Source organism: Micromonospora sp. NPDC048871 (genome assembly GCF_043198155.1).
Classification (GTDB): Bacteria; Actinomycetota; Actinomycetes; order Mycobacteriales; family Micromonosporaceae; genus Micromonospora.
On the sequence record NZ_JBICUM010000004.1, the window covers coordinates 312937 to 326451 of the forward strand.

The window sequence follows — 13515 nt, forward strand, 5'->3', positions numbered from 1 at the left end:
CACCCCGGTCGTTCTCAGCCGGCCGTCGCGAGTGACCGGCGGCGTGGTCCCAGGTGCCGGGCGTACGCGCCGGTGGTGAAGAAGGCCGGCAGTCCCTCGCCCAGCGCGGTCTCCTCGACGATGCGCGCCGCCTGCGCGGCGCGTTCCCGCTCGGCCTCCCCCCGCCCCTCGGACAGGGTCGCCACCTCCTCGGCCAACATCGCCCGCACCAGTTCCTCGGTGACGCTGCCCCCCTCGGCCAGCGGCGTACCGTGGTGCAGCCACTGCCACAGCTGGCAGCGGGCGATCTCGGCGGTAGCAGCGTCCTCCATCAGGTTCCACAGCGCCACCGCGCCTGCTCCCCCGAGCCAGGCGTCGATGTAGTGCAGTGCCACCGCGATGTTGGACCGCAGGCCGCTCTCGGTGACCTGGCCCGGGGTCTTGTCCACCGAGAGCAGGTCGGCGGCGGTCACGGACACCTCGTCCCGCTGCCGGTCGAGCTGGTTCGGGCGCTCGCCGAGCACCGCGTCGAACACCTCCCGGCAGGTCGACACCAGGCCGGGGTGGGCCACCCAGGAGCCGTCGAACCCATCGCCGGCCTCCCGCTGCTTGTCCGCCCGCACCTTGGCCAGGGCGGTGGCGTTGACCTCCGGGTCACGGGCCGGCACGAAGGCGGCCATCCCGCCGATCGCGTGGGCACCGCGCCGGTGACAGGTCCGCACCAGCAATTCGGTGTACGCCCGCATGAACGGCACCGTCATGGTGACCGCGGCCCGGTCCGGCAGGACGAAGTCCGGCCACTGCCCGAAGTTCTTGATGATGCTGAAGATGTAGTCCCACCGGCCGGCGTTCAATCCGGCCGAGTGTTCCCGCAGCTCGTAGAGGATCTCCTCCATCTCGAAGGCCGCCGTGATCGTCTCGATCAGGGTGGTCGCCCGGATGGTGCCCTGCGGCAGCCGCAGGTAGTGCTGGGCGAAGACGAAGATGTCGTTCCAGAGCCGCGCCTCGCGGTGGTCCTCCAGCTTCGGCAGGTAGAAGTACGGTCCCGCACCGGCGGCTAGTTGCCGACGGGCGCAGTGGAACAGGTAGAGCCCGAAGTCGACCAGGCTGGCCGAGATCGGCCGGCCGTCCACCACGATGCCCTTCTCCACCAGGTGCCAGCCGCGCGGCCGGACCACGATGGTGGCCAACTCCTCGCCGAGGGCGTACCGCTTGCCGCGCGGGTCGGTGAAGTCGATCCGCCGGTCCAGGGCGTCCATCAGGTTGAGCTGCCCGGAGATGACGTTGTGCCAGGTCGGGGCGGTGGCGTCCTCGAAGTCGGCGAGCCACACCTTGGCGCCGGAGTTCAGCGCGTTGATGGTCATCTTGCGCTCCGGGGGGCCGGTGATCTCCACCCGCCGGTCTTTCAGCCCCGGTGCCGGTGGGGCCACCCGCCAGGTCGGGTCGGCCCGCACCCCGATGGTCTCCGACAGGAAGTCGGGCAGCTGGCCGGTGGCGAACCGGTCCCGCCGGGCCCGGCGGGTGTCCAGCAGGGCCACCCGCCGGGCGGCGAACTCGCTGTCCAGGGTGACCAGGAACTCCAGCGCCTCGGGGGTGAGCACCTCGTCGAAGCGTTCGGCCATCGGGCCGATGATCTCGTACCTCATGCGAACTGCTCCTCTTCGGTGGAGCCGCGCAGCGCGGTGGTCTCGGCGGCCGGGTTGAGCACGGTGCTGATCAGGTCGAAGTAGCCGGTACCCACCTCGCGCTGGTGCTTGACCGCGGTGTAGCCGGCGGGCTCGGCGGCGAACTCCCGCTCCTGCAGCGACACGTAGGCCGCCATGCCGTCGGTGGCGTAGCCCCGGGCCAGGTCGAACATCGAGTAGTTCAGGGCGTGGAACCCGGCCAGGGTGATGAACTGGAACTTGTAGCCCATGTGGCCCAGTTCCCGCTGGAACTTGGCGATGGTGGCGTCGTCGAGGTGCTTGCGCCAGTTGAACGACGGCGAGCAGTTGTAGGCCAGCAGCTGGTCCGGGTACTCCGCCTTGATCGCCTCGGCGAAGCGACGGGCGACCTCCAGGTCCGGGGTGCTGGTCTCCATCCACAGCAGGTCGGCGTGCGGGGCGTACGCCAGGCCCCGGGCGATGCACGGTTCGATGCCGTTGCGCACCCGGTAGAAGCCCTCGGCGGTCCGCTCGCCGGTGACGAAGGGCTGGTCGCGCTCGTCCACGTCCGTGGTGAGCAGGGTGGCCGCCTGGGCGTCGGTGCGGGCGATGACCACGCTCGGCACCCCGGCCACGTCGGCGGCCAGCCGGGCCGCCTCCAGGGTGCGGATGTGCTGCCCGGTGGGGATGAGCACCTTGCCGCCGAGGTGGCCGCACTTCTTCTCGCTGGCTAGCTGGTCCTCCCAGTGCACCCCGGCCGCGCCGGCCGCGATCATGGCGTTCATCAGCTCGTACGCGTTGAGCACCCCACCGAAACCGGCCTCGGCGTCGGCGACGATCGGGGCCAGCCAGTCGATGCCGGAGGTGTCCCCCTCGGCGGTGGTGATCTGGGCGGCGCGCAGCAGCGCGTTGTTGATCCGGCGGACCACCGCCGGCACCGAGTTGGCCGGGTAGAGGCTCTGGTCAGGGTAGGTGTGGCCGGCCAGGTTGGCGTCGGCGGCCACCTGCCAGCCGGACAGGTAGATCGCCTTGAGCCCGGCCCGGACCATCTGCACGGCCTGGTTGCCGGTGAGGGCACCGAGGGCGTGGATGTAGTCCTCGCTGTTCAGCAGGCGCCACAGCCGGTTGGCGCCGTGCCGGGCCAGGGTGTGCTCCTCCTGGATCGCGCCCCGCAACCGCACCACGTCCTCGGCGCGGTAGCTACGTCGCACACCCCGCCAGCGGGGGTTGGTGTCCCATTCGTGCTGCAACTGCTCGACCGGGGTAGGCATCGTCTCTCGTCCCTTCACAATTCGTGGCCACACCGTTGCCGCTCAAGCGCCGCTGCCGGCCGCCGGTGTGGAACCCACGTTCACATGGGCTCGTCAGCCGGGTCGAGGGACGGAAAATGCCAATTCTTGTAAATCCTGAGAGGCGTTTTGCAAAATTGTTAATTGCCCTATTGGCAGCGGTGCTAATGTGACCCGACAAAACCTGCTGGGGTGGGAGGTGGGGACGATCAGCAAGACCTTCGCCGGGGCCCGGCTACGCCGGCTGCGCGAGGAACGGGCCCTCAGCCAGACCGAGCTGGCCCGGCACCTGGGCATCTCCCCCAGCTACCTCAACCAGATCGAGCACGACACCCGACCGCTGACCGTGCCGGTGCTGCTGCGCATCACCGAACTGTTCGGGGTCGACCCCACCGTCTTCGCCGCCCACGACACCCCCCGCCTGGTCACCGGGCTGCGGGAGGCCCTACCCAGCCGGGCCAGCCTCGCCGACCTGACCGAGCTGGCCACCCGGCTGCCCGAGGTCGCCGCCGCCGTCATCGACCTGCACCGGCGCTACCAGCAGGCCGACGAGCAGCTCGCCGAGCTGGTCGGCGACCGGGAACGGCTCGGGCGCAGCCCGCACGACCAGGTCACCGAGTTCTTCTACCGGCGGCAGAACTACGTACCGGAGCTGGACGAGGAGGCCGAGCGGCTGGCCGCCGCGATGGGGTTGCGGCGCGGCGAGATACGGGGCCGGCTACGCGACCGACTCGCCCAGCGGCACGGGGTACGCATCCTGCGCGAGGACGCCGGCACCCTCGGCGGGGAACTGCACCGCTACCGCCCGCAGACCCGCACCCTGCACCTGTCCACCTCGCTGCGCGGCGGCCAGGAGGCGATGCGGATGGCCGCCCAGATCGCGCTGCTGGAATTCGCCGACGTCATCGACGAGATCGTCGAATCGGAGCACTTCGACGACCCGCAGACCCAGATTCTCACCCGGGTCGGGTTGGCCAACTACTTCGCGGCGGCGCTGATCCTGCCGTACGAACAGTTCCTGACCGCTGCCGAGCAGCGCCGGTACGACATCGAACTGCTCACCCAGCACTACGCAATCGGCTGGGAAACGGTCTGCCACCGGCTGAGCACGTTGCAGCGGCCCCGGGCGCGCGGGGTGCCCTTCTCCTTCGTCCGGGTGGACCGGGCCGGCAACATGTCCAAGCGTCAGTCCGCCACCGGCTTCCCGTTCTCCCGTACCGGCGGGACCTGTCCCCTATGGAACGTCTACGAGGCGTTCGGCGCGCCCGGCCGGGTGGTCACCCAGGTGGCCGCGATGCCGGACGGGCAACGCTACCTGTGGATCGCCCGCACCATCACCCGCCACCACGGCGGCTACGGCCAACCCGGCAAGGTGTACGCCATCGGCCTGGGCTGCGAGACCCGCCACGCCGGCCGCCTGGTCTACTCCACCGGGGTGGACCTGCACGCCGCCGAGGCCGCCACCCCCATCGGCCCCGGCTGCAAGACCTGCGAACGCATGACCTGCCCCCAACGAGCCGCCCCACCCATCAGCCGCCAACTGGACGTGGACGAGAACCGCAGCACCTTCGTCCCCTACCCCCTCCGCGACTAGGGTGTCGAGGGCAGAGCCGTCGCCGTGCGTTCGGCCAGGAGGAACTGCCGTAGTGATCGCGGCGGCACACCTGTCACGTCCTCGACGGTGGTGGTCGTCCGGTCCTCGGCGCCCTCCGCGATCATCACGTCCATGGCGGCGAGGACATCGGCGAAGGCGGCCGGCACGCCGTTCCGTTGGTGCCGCTCGGAGAGCTCCTTCGAGGTGACCTCGCGGTGGCGCACGGCCCGGCCGGTGGTGTCGCTCAGGATCTCGGCGACCTCGTCGAAGCTCAGCGGCTCCGGACCGGTCAGGACGAGGTCGCCGCCGGGCACCTCGGCGTCGGTGAGTGCCCGCGCGGCGACGGCGGCGATGTCCCCGGGGTCGATGAAGGGGATCCGCCCCCGGCCGGTGGCGCTGACGATCTCGCCGTCGCGCCGGGCGGACTGAGCGTGTGGGCGGTCGCCGGTGAAGTTGCTGGCGAACCAGGTCGGCCGCAGCACCACCGGCTCCGGCACAAAATCGGCGAGACGCGCGCCGAACATGCCGAGACCAGGACTGCCGATCGGCACTGCCGACGAGCTGAGCAGCGCAATTCGGCGTACGCCGGCCCGCCGGGCCTGCTCCAGGAACGGCACGACGACCGGCTCGGGGTCGACGGCGCCCGGTGGTGCCACCAGGTAGATCGCCCGCACGCCGTCGACGGCCCGTGGGTACGTGGTGGGATCGGCCCAGTCGAATCGCACGTCCGCGCCCGGCGAGCGGCCGGCCCGGCGTACCGGGATGTTCTCGCCGGCCAGTCGCCGGGCGAGACGGCTGCCGGTGGTCCCGGTCGCTGCGGTCACCAACACCGTCATGCCGATACCTCCGTCTCCATCATGGTCTCGGTGAGGATGAGGGGGTTCCAGTAGTCGCGGTAATGCCGGATGAGTCCGCCGGCGATGGTCAGCACGGCGACGTAGCGGACGGTGTACGGCTCGCCGTTGGCGACGATCCGGCCGCTGATCGCCATCTCGGCGACGATGACGTCCGGGTCGGTGGTCTCGTGCACGACGACGTCGTGCACGCGCTGGACGTCCAGCCGATCGGTGTAGCCGTCCAGGTATGCCTCGACGGCTTTGCGCCCGTCGAGGCGTTGCGGCCAGCCTGGTGGCGCGAACGGGAACTCCATGACGGCGTCGTCCGCGTACAGCGCGGTGAACCCGGCCATGTCGTGAGCGAGCAGGCGGTCGGTGGCGCGGCGGAAGATCTCCACGGGGGTGTCGGACACAGGTTCCTCCTCGGATCGGTGGCCGCTAAGATTCGGACCACTGGTCCGCTTCACTGTAGCGGACTGACGGTCCGTTTTGTCAAGGGAGTGCCATGCGAGTCGACAAGGCGCGCAACCGGGACATGGTGCTGGCTGCCGCTGCCCGCCTGTTTCACGAGGCCACCCACCCGGATGAGGTCTCGATGGACGCCGTCGCCGCCGCCGCAGGTGTCGGCAAGGGCACGATCTTCCGGGGCTTCGGTGACCGGCGCGGTCTGCTTCTCGCGCTCTACCAGGAGCACATAGACCGTGAACTCACCGCGCCGGTCGCCGAAGAGACGCCGGCGCAGACCGCCCTGGAACTGTTGACCCGCACCTGGCGGTTCAAACAACGCCATCGCATCCTCACCCTCGCCCTGGAGCGGGAGGGCTCTGGCAGCCCGTACCAGAACAGCGGCTACACCCAACTACACGCCCAACTCACCGACCTCGTCGGCCAGGCACGCGGCACCGACAACGCCGCCTTCCTGGCCCACGCGCTGATCGCCGCCGTGCGGAGCGACCTCATCGAGCACCTGCGCAACCACCCCGAAATCGACGCCGAAGCCGGCCTGCGCGAGCTGGTGTACGACGTGCTCGGCTAGCGCTCGGCAGGTTCCCTCAGGTGCGTTGGGCTGTCGCCCGCCGGTGCCGTAGCCCCAAACGTCCATGCAACCTTCGTCGCTGCGCCTACGCAACGAGGAATGCGGCACCGCGTCGAGGCAGCGGCCGGCGCGGTCTCGTGCACCAGGTGGCCGGCGGTGATGGTGACGAGACGAGCGTCGGCCAACCGGTCAGGGAGTTCGGCGACGTGCTGCTGGGATACCGGGCTCGACGGGCCACCGCCGATCAGCAGGTAGGTGCGGTGATCGGGCGACGAGGTCGCCCCAGCGTGGATCCGGATCGCGCTGTCTCCGTGGCCGCGCAGGTCGACGGCGTACACCGACCGGTCGGCGGCGATGGGCGCGATCCCCCGGGGCCGGTCTTCCAGCCGGTCGGCGTACCCGTCCAACCAGCGGTGCAGCGCCTCGCCGTGGCCGTGGCGGGCCATGGCCTCGACCGCCATGGGTGCGTGGTTGGAGAGCCACCCGTTTCGTTCCGGGCCGGAGAGCCGGACCCGCTGGTAAGCCTCGTCGAGTTCACTCATGCGCTGACGGTAGGAGCTGAAGGAAGGTTGAGGTCAACCACGACCGATGCCGTCCGGGCCCAGTGCCAGCGGGTCGTGGCCACGACGGTTGGAGGCGGGCAGAGACTGGGTCGACGTCACCATCCCGCCCATCCGCTCGCCATCGCTGCGGCTACGCGTCGAGAAACGCGATCACCGTGTCGAGGTAGGCATCCGGCTCGGTCTCGTGCACCAAGTGCCCGGCGTCGATGGTGACCAGTCGGGCGTCGGCCAACCGGTCGGCGAGTTCGGCGACGTGTCGCTGGGGCACTGGGCTCGACGGGCCGCCGCCGAGCAGCAGGGTGGGTACGGTGATCCGGGCGATGATGTCGGGCCAGTCTGAAGACGGGTCGTCGATCTCGGGGCGGACCTGCTCCACCACCCGCCAGTCGAATGGCAACTCCCCCGCCGGCCGCTCCGGTGGCGCAGGTGGACGAGGGCGCGGAAAGCCGATGTCCTCCAACACCAGGCGACGGATGTGCTGCGGTCCGGCTGCCGCCGCCGCCCGGCAGGCGATGAGGCCGCCGAGGGAATGGCCGATCAGGTCGACCGGGCCGATATCGAGGCGTTCGAGGAGGCCCAGGACGTCCCGGGCGAACAGTTCCAGCCGGTACTCACCAGGCCAGTCGCTGCCTCCGTGACCGCGCAGATCGACGGCGTACACCGTCCGCTCGGCGGCCAGTTCCGCCGCGATCACGTCCCAGTCCTGGGCCGTCCGGCCGGTGGCGGGCAACAGCACCACCGGGATACGGCCCACACCACCAGTTGGCCACACCCACAACGAAAGGCGAACATCACCGAGCGCGACGTCAATCAGATCGGGCACCAGGCAACCATCACTGACATCGCCGCTGGACACCAACCGATTCCGCTCCCAGCAGACCCCCCTCCTCCCCGTTGATCATGAGGTTCGCGGCAGTTGTTGATCTCCACAGTGCCGCCAACCTCATGATCAACGGGGAGGGGTTGGGCGGGTGAGGTCGCGGGCCAGATGGGAGGGGCGGGGGCCGGTTGAGCGGAGACGGCGGAGGTCTGTGGGGGTGTCGTACATCAGTTGGAGGTGGAAGTAGTTGATGTGTTCCAGGATGGCGAACAGGGCGAAGGCCAGTCCCGGCCAGGAGGTGCGGCCTGGGGTTGTCACGGCTGCGTAGCCGGTGGCCAGGAGGGCGGCGGCTAGGAGCAGTGGGTTGGCGGTGCGGGCTGCGCGGAAGGCCGGTAGCGCCGGGAGGTGGGGGTGGCGGGCGTTGAGCCGATGCAGTTTGGCTGCCCAGTAGGCGGCGCCTTCGATCAGCAGGAGCGCGAACAAGGCGAAGCCGAGCAGGTTGGTTGCCGTGGCTGGGAGCCCGACCAGGCCGAACCATATCCAAGCTTGCAGTGGGATGTTTATGAGTTCCAGGGCAGCCAGCGAGCGCAGCCGGCCGCGAACAGTCTGACTGGGAGTTGGGCCGGTGGGGACGGTTCGCATGCCAGCCATCATGGATCATGGCGCGCTATATGCCCTGTCATGCCGTAGGCGTTTATCGGCCGCCTGGTAACCGTGCTCGCGTTCCTGCGTGCACCACTCGGGCGGTACGGTTCGGCGGTGGCTGGCAGCGTCGGACCATCGTTGATCTTCGTGGACATCGACGGGGTGCTGATCCCGCTACGGTCCCGGCCGTACGCAGTTTGTGCTGGTGGGCATGACGACGGGCCCGATCAGCACGGGAATCCGCTGTTGGACCGTCTCGATCCCGCCGACGGTGATCGGCTGCTGGCCCTGCCGGGTGAGCTGGTCTGGGCCAGCACCTGGGTGGCCGAGGCCAACGAGGTCGTGGCGCCCCGGATCGGTCTGCCCGCTCTACCCTTCGTCGACTGGCCCGACGACGGCGAGGAACCACCACGTGGAGTGCACTGGAAGACCAAGCCTTTGGTGCGGTGGGCGGCAGGTCGCCCGTTCGTCTGGCTGGACGACGAGATCAGCGACGCCGACCGGCGATGGGTCGCCGCCCAGCACCCGCAACCTGCACTCCCGCATCGTGTCGACCCGGACCGGGGACTGACCCGGATCGACCTCGCGGCGGTGAGTCGCTGGCTGGACCAGCACGGCTGATCGGTCCGCCGTGCCGCAGCAGCGCGGCGACCACAGCCCTGGCGGCCGGTACCCGGCGGCGCGGTGGTGAAGGCCGCTCCGCCGGCCAGTTCGCGCCGCCTACAGGAAGCGCTCCGGGTCGAAGCTTTCGAGGTCGATGATGCGGACCCGAGGAAGCACGTTGGTGAAGCAGTCCGCGTCCTCCTCGATGTCGAATATCTGTAGGCCCGGCAGCTCGGCGAAGCCGGCGTTGAGGAATTCCTTGAACCCGACGACCGCGACCTGACGATCGCCGTCGAGCAGCAGCTCGCCGAGCTGCGGCAGGAAGTCACCGTCGTGGCTGGCCAGCATCACATTGCCCGGGCGCCGGGCGATGGCCTGCAAAGTCCGCTGGATGCCGATGTCCACCACCTTTTGATCCGATGAACCAGCTAGCGGGATGGGCCGGTAATCCATGCTCAGCAGGGCCCGGACGAACGGCATCGGCAGTACGCCACCGGAGGCGTTGAGGAAGAACAGGCCCTTCACCGGCTGCCGCCAGGTGTCGCGCGCGAACTCCCGCAGACGCTCCCACCGGGGTCGCTCCGCAGGGGCCGGCCGGCGCTCCAGAACACTGTTGCCGAGAGTGGCGTCGATGTTCTCCCCGTCCACGATGAGGTACGTGACGGATTCCGATATACCGGGCATAGAGGTACCTCTCGAGTGGAGCAGCCAGCGCGGACCGGTCCAGCCCGAGCGTGTGACGTGCCAGAAGCCATGCTCGTGGTCAAGGGTATTGGCTGACCGGCCGCCGCACCTCGGCAGCCTCGAGAGTCGGGGGTTCCGGCCACCGGGGGTCTCCGTGTCGTACCGGAGAGTGATGCCGACTCACGCACGGTCGCCGGCGGCAGGCGGGGTCAGGGTCGGCGTAGCCTGCCGATGATGGAGCGCAAGCAGGGGTACGGGGAACTGCTCGACGCGGCGCGGGCGGGCGACGGGGAGGCGTTCGGGCGGCTGGTCGGGCCGCTGCGCGAGGAGTTGCGCGCCCACTGCTACCGGATGCTCGGGTCCCTGCACGACGCCGAGGACGCCGTCCAGGACACCCTGGATCGAGCCTGGCGGAACCTCGCCCGGTTCCAGGATGACCATGGATCGATCCGGCCCTGGCTCTACAGGATCGCCACGAATCGGGCGTTGACCCTGATCGAGCGGCGGAGGCGCCGGGAGTTGCCCACCGACCTTCGACCGGACGTCGCGGCGACGGCCGAGCTGGCGTGGTTGGAGCCGTACCCCCAGCGGTTGATGGGGTGGACCGAGCAGCTCGGCCCGGAGACCCGGATGATCGCCCGGGAGAGCCTGGAGCTGGCGTTCGTCGCCGCGTTGCAGCATCTGTCGGCCCGGCAGCGGGCGGTGCTGCTGCTGCGCGAGGTGCTCGGCTATTCGGCCAGGGAGGCCGCCGACCTGCTGGGCACCACAGTCGCGGCGGTCAACAGCGCCTTGCAGCGGGCCCGCGCGGTCCTCACCGGTCTGCTGCCCGAGCAGACCCAGCAACGGACCCTGGGGGCGCTCGGCGACGCGGGACAGCGGGAGTTGGCCCTCCGGTACGCGGCGGCCTGGGAGGCCGGTGACGTCGAGGCCATCGTGGCGATGTTGACCGACGACGCGCGGTACTCGATGCCGCCACTGCGGGTCTGGTACGAGGGCCGGCCGGCGATCCGAGGTTTCCTCGTCGAGGTGGTGGGTTCGTACCGCTGGCGTTTCCTGCCGGGCCGGGCCAACGGGCAGCTGGCGTTCGGCACGTACCGCTGGGACGAAGCCCAGGGCGCCTACCTGCCGGCGGGTCTGGACCTGCTCACGCTGCGCGGCGCCCGGATCGCCGAGGTGGTCTCATTCCTCGACGCCGCTTTCCCACGCTACGGGCTGCCGGCCCGACTCGACGGCGAGCCAGCCGGGGTGCGATGAGTTTGCCGCCCGGCCCGGGTTGTAGGGGTGACGGACCCCGAACGACCCGGAAGGACCGATCATGGCGACTGACGAGGAACAGATCCGCACCCTGATCGAACGCTGGGTCGCCGCGGTGCACCGCGGCGACCTCGATGCCGTGCTGGCCGACCACGCCGAGGACATCGTGATGTTCGACGTGCCGCCGCCGCAGCAGGGGGTACGAGGGCTGGCCGCCTACCGGCAGAGCTGGCCGCCGTTCTTCCGCTGGCAGGCCCAGGGCGCCTCGTTCGAGATCGAGTCGTTGGAGGTCACGGCCGGCGGCGAGGTGGCGTTCGCGTACGCCCTGCTGCGCTGCGGCACGGCGGCGGACCTCGCCGCGGCGCCTGACCGGCGACTACGCCTCACGCTGGGTCTGCGCCGTCAGGACGGGCGCTGGGTGGTGACCCACGAGCACCATTCCTTCCCGCTCGACACCGCCGTGCGGGACCCGGCCGCCGACGAACGGGAGCTACGCGAACTGCACCAGCGGTGGTTCGCCGCGACCGCCGCCCAGGACCTCGACGCCCTGATGGAGCCCATCGCCCCCGACATCGTGTCGTACGAACACGACGGCCCCTTGCAATACGTGGGCGCACCAGCGGTACGTGAGGTCTGCCAGGCCGGTCTGGACGCCGCCGCCGACGGCAAGGTGACCTGGGAGATCCCCAACCAGACCATCCTGATAGCCGGCGACCTGGCCGTCTCCTGGGGCCTCAACCGCATACGAGTAACCCCGCCCGACGGCGAAAGCACGGAAACCTGGTCCCGCGGCACCCGAATCTTCACCCGCCGCGCTGGCACCTGGCGCCTGACCCACCAACACCTCTCCCACCCTCTCCCACCCTCTCCCACCCTCTCCCACCCCCACCCCCCGCCCGCAATGGTTGATCATGAGGTTGACGGCAGTCGTTGATATCCACGCTGCCGCCAACCTCATGATCAACGGAGATGGTGCTAGCGGATGTCGACGCGAGGGTTAGCCCTGGGTGATGGTGACGTCGTCTACGGCGGCCTCTACCAGGCTGGCGGTGCCCGCGTCGGCGGCTTCGATGAGGATTCTTACGGTTTGGCCGGGATAGGGGGTCAGGCTCCAACTGCTTGAGGTCCAGGTGGCGTTGCGGTTGGTGGCGGTGGCGGACTGGGTGAAGAGGGGGGTGGTGCCGGCGTTGTGGATCACGGAGACCCGGAAGTAGTCGGCGCTGGTGGCGTTGCTGCCGTGGGCCAGGTACCAGGACATCTTCAGGGTCAGCGGGCCGGTGGCGGGCAGGGTGATGGCGGGTGAGCGGACGCTGGTCGTACCGCCGTCGATGTCGTGGTCGCCGGCGGAGGTGCCGGCCAGCCGGCCGGTGACCAGGCTGTTCGTGCCGGAGAGGGCGGTGAGTTGCTTGGCGCCGCTGGAGTTGGTGGCCTGCGGCACGCCACGCTCCCAGCTGCCGCTGGTGGCGGTGTCGGTGCCGGCCGGGTTGGTGGTCCAGCCGGTGGAGGTCTCGAAGGTATCCGACCAGACCGTCGTCGCCGGGGTGCCGGCGGCCAGGGTCCAGAGGGCGTACGCGGCGGCGTCACCGGCCCGGTTGAGCACAGTGTCGGAGATGTTGCTCGGGTACGTGTCGCAGGACCGGTGGTAGCAGGGGTCGAAGGCGCTCTGGGTGCCGCCCCACTTGGTCACCTGCGCGGCGGTCTTCACCCGGGAGGCGCCCGCCGCCACCCCGGAGGTCTGCACCCCGATCGCGTTGAAGGGGGCGTCGTCGGAACGGCCGGCGCCTTCGGTGTTCTCCTCGGTCGGCACCCCGATGGAGTCGTAGTACGCCTTCAGGGTCTGGCCGGGCACGGAGGTGATCCGGTTGATGAAGTAGCCGCCGTTGACGGAGCCGACCATGTCGAAGTTGAAGTAGGCCTTGATCTTCGCCCGTTCCGTGCTGGACAGGGAGTTGGCGTAGAACCGGGACCCGTTGAGGCCCTGCTCCTCGTCGGTCCAGAAGGCGAACCGGACCCGGCTGGTCAGGCTCGGATTGGTCGCCGCGAGGGTCAGGGCGATCTCCAGCAGGGTCGCCGACCCGGAGGCGTTGTCGTTGATGCCGGGACCGGCCGACACCCCGTCCAGGTGGGCGCCGAACATGTAGATGCTGTTCGGGTCCCCACCGCCCGGCCAGTCGGCGATCACGTTAGGACCGGCGCCGCTGGTGCAGCCGGAGGTGCAGTTCTGCCGGGTAACGGTGAACCCGGCGGCGGCCAGTCTGTTGTAGACGTAGGTCACCGAGGCGGTGTAGCCGGCGCCGGTGGCGCGTCGGTTGCCGCCGTTGTTGGTAGCGATCGTCTGGAACTGCTGAATATGCGCCTTGGTGTTGGTCAGCGAGATGTCCGGCACCGCCAGGGCGGAAGCCACCGGGGTGGTCGCGGGAGCGGTGGTCGGCACGGCGACCACGGCGACGAGGGTCAGAGCCAGTGCCGTGCAGGCACGCAACACCGTAGTTACTCGCAACGTCTTCTCCTGCCGGGTAGGGAACGCCGGCACCACCGGCAGCCGCAGATTAGGACCGTGCGGAGAATG

At 69.8% G+C, this 13515-nt stretch carries 14 protein-coding genes; 5 read left to right on the forward strand and 9 right to left on the reverse strand.

The annotated features are described in order from the left end of the window. Positions 1-14: 14 nt before the first annotated feature. Positions 15-1625 carry a malate synthase A gene (gene aceB, locus ACGFIK_RS12905; protein ID WP_393339295.1) on the reverse strand — a complete coding sequence of 537 codons (1611 nt, stop codon included), beginning with the start codon at positions 1623-1625 and terminating at the stop codon, positions 15-17. Continuing rightward, positions 1622-2893, reverse strand: a complete 1272-nt coding sequence (aceA, locus tag ACGFIK_RS12910) for an isocitrate lyase (protein ID WP_393339298.1) — start codon at positions 2891-2893, stop codon at positions 1622-1624. Before aceA ends, aceB begins: the two co-directional genes overlap by 4 nt. A 187-nt stretch (positions 2894-3080) precedes the next feature. On the opposite strand from aceA, the gene ACGFIK_RS12915 reads away from it, so the two are divergent. Beyond that, on the forward strand, positions 3081-4505 hold the full coding sequence (locus ACGFIK_RS12915) for a short-chain fatty acyl-CoA regulator family protein (RefSeq protein ID WP_393339300.1): 1425 nt from the start codon (positions 3081-3083) through the stop codon (positions 4503-4505). Here ACGFIK_RS12915 and ACGFIK_RS12920 read toward each other — a convergent pair. Then, a complete protein-coding gene (locus tag ACGFIK_RS12920) occupies positions 4502-5341 on the reverse strand; it encodes an ergot alkaloid biosynthesis protein (protein WP_393339304.1) in 840 nt (279 codons plus the stop codon). The genes ACGFIK_RS12915 and ACGFIK_RS12920 overlap by 4 nt on opposite strands. Continuing rightward, on the reverse strand, positions 5338-5754 hold the full coding sequence (locus ACGFIK_RS12925; RefSeq protein ID WP_357527729.1) for a nuclear transport factor 2 family protein: 417 nt from the start codon (positions 5752-5754) through the stop codon (positions 5338-5340). Before ACGFIK_RS12925 ends, ACGFIK_RS12920 begins: the two co-directional genes overlap by 4 nt. A gap of 92 nt (positions 5755-5846) precedes the next feature. Here ACGFIK_RS12925 and ACGFIK_RS12930 point away from each other — a divergent pair, with 92 nt between their 5' ends. Further along, positions 5847-6377, forward strand: coding sequence for a TetR family transcriptional regulator (locus ACGFIK_RS12930; RefSeq protein WP_357527728.1), 531 nt, complete (start codon positions 5847-5849; stop codon positions 6375-6377). Here ACGFIK_RS12930 and ACGFIK_RS12935 read toward each other — a convergent pair. The 3 genes from ACGFIK_RS12935 to ACGFIK_RS12945 form a co-directional block, all read right to left on the reverse strand. Further along, entirely contained in the window at positions 6374-6919 is a 546-nt protein-coding gene (locus ACGFIK_RS12935; protein WP_393339307.1) for a hypothetical protein, read from the reverse strand. The genes ACGFIK_RS12930 and ACGFIK_RS12935 overlap by 4 nt on opposite strands. Positions 6920-7070: 151 nt before the next feature. Then, positions 7071-7694: an alpha/beta hydrolase gene (locus ACGFIK_RS12940; protein WP_327026216.1), complete on the reverse strand. Its 624-nt coding sequence runs from the start codon at positions 7692-7694 to the stop codon at positions 7071-7073. A 195-nt stretch (positions 7695-7889) separates the two neighbouring features. After that, the gene (locus ACGFIK_RS12945; RefSeq protein WP_327026217.1) at positions 7890-8402 is read right to left on the reverse strand and encodes a hypothetical protein; all 513 of its coding nucleotides are present in this window, start codon (positions 8400-8402) and stop codon (positions 7890-7892) included. Positions 8403-8519: 117 nt separating this feature from the next. On the opposite strand from ACGFIK_RS12945, the gene ACGFIK_RS12950 reads away from it, so the two are divergent. Beyond that, complete coding sequence (locus tag ACGFIK_RS12950) at positions 8520-9026, forward strand: HAD domain-containing protein (RefSeq protein WP_393339311.1); 507 nt, start codon at positions 8520-8522, stop codon at positions 9024-9026. Between the two features lie 99 nt (positions 9027-9125). Here ACGFIK_RS12950 and ACGFIK_RS12955 read toward each other — a convergent pair whose 3' ends face one another. Beyond that, positions 9126-9692 (reverse strand): nuclease, encoded by a 567-nt coding sequence (locus ACGFIK_RS12955; RefSeq protein WP_327026218.1) that lies wholly within the window; start codon positions 9690-9692, stop codon positions 9126-9128. A 234-nt stretch (positions 9693-9926) separates the two neighbouring features. Here ACGFIK_RS12955 and ACGFIK_RS12960 point away from each other — a divergent pair, with 234 nt between their 5' ends. Both ACGFIK_RS12960 and ACGFIK_RS12965 read left to right on the forward strand, forming a co-directional pair. Then, a complete protein-coding gene (locus ACGFIK_RS12960; RefSeq protein WP_327026219.1) occupies positions 9927-10946 on the forward strand; it encodes a sigma-70 family RNA polymerase sigma factor in 1020 nt (339 codons plus the stop codon). Between the two features lie 61 nt (positions 10947-11007). Further along, positions 11008-11880 carry an SgcJ/EcaC family oxidoreductase gene (locus ACGFIK_RS12965; RefSeq protein WP_327026220.1) on the forward strand — a complete coding sequence of 291 codons (873 nt, stop codon included), beginning with the start codon at positions 11008-11010 and terminating at the stop codon, positions 11878-11880. Positions 11881-11943: 63 nt separating this feature from the next. On the opposite strand, the gene ACGFIK_RS12970 is transcribed toward ACGFIK_RS12965, so the two are convergent. Beyond that, entirely contained in the window at positions 11944-13431 is a 1488-nt protein-coding gene (locus ACGFIK_RS12970) for a M20/M25/M40 family metallo-hydrolase (protein ID WP_393339486.1), read from the reverse strand. Positions 13432-13515 lie beyond the last annotated feature (84 nt).

Excerpts from the sequence above, each read along its gene's own strand:
- aceB (WP_393339295.1), bottom strand. The coding sequence starts at position 1,625 with ATGAGGTACGAGATCATCGGCCCGATGGCCGAACGCTTCGACGAGGTG.
- ACGFIK_RS12965 (WP_327026220.1), top strand. The coding sequence starts at position 11,008 with ATGGCGACTGACGAGGAACAGATCCGCACCCTGATCGAACGCTGGGTC.
- ACGFIK_RS12920 (WP_393339304.1), bottom strand. The coding sequence starts at position 5,341 with ATGACGGTGTTGGTGACCGCAGCGACCGGGACCACCGGCAGCCGTCTC.
- ACGFIK_RS12960 (WP_327026219.1), top strand. The coding sequence starts at position 9,927 with ATGGAGCGCAAGCAGGGGTACGGGGAACTGCTCGACGCGGCGCGGGCG.
- aceA (WP_393339298.1), bottom strand. The coding sequence starts at position 2,893 with ATGCCTACCCCGGTCGAGCAGTTGCAGCACGAATGGGACACCAACCCC.
- ACGFIK_RS12955 (WP_327026218.1), bottom strand. The coding sequence starts at position 9,692 with ATGCCCGGTATATCGGAATCCGTCACGTACCTCATCGTGGACGGGGAG.
- ACGFIK_RS12935 (WP_393339307.1), bottom strand. The coding sequence starts at position 6,919 with ATGAGTGAACTCGACGAGGCTTACCAGCGGGTCCGGCTCTCCGGCCCG.
- ACGFIK_RS12945 (WP_327026217.1), bottom strand. The coding sequence starts at position 8,402 with ATGCGAACCGTCCCCACCGGCCCAACTCCCAGTCAGACTGTTCGCGGC.
- ACGFIK_RS12930 (WP_357527728.1), top strand. The coding sequence starts at position 5,847 with ATGCGAGTCGACAAGGCGCGCAACCGGGACATGGTGCTGGCTGCCGCT.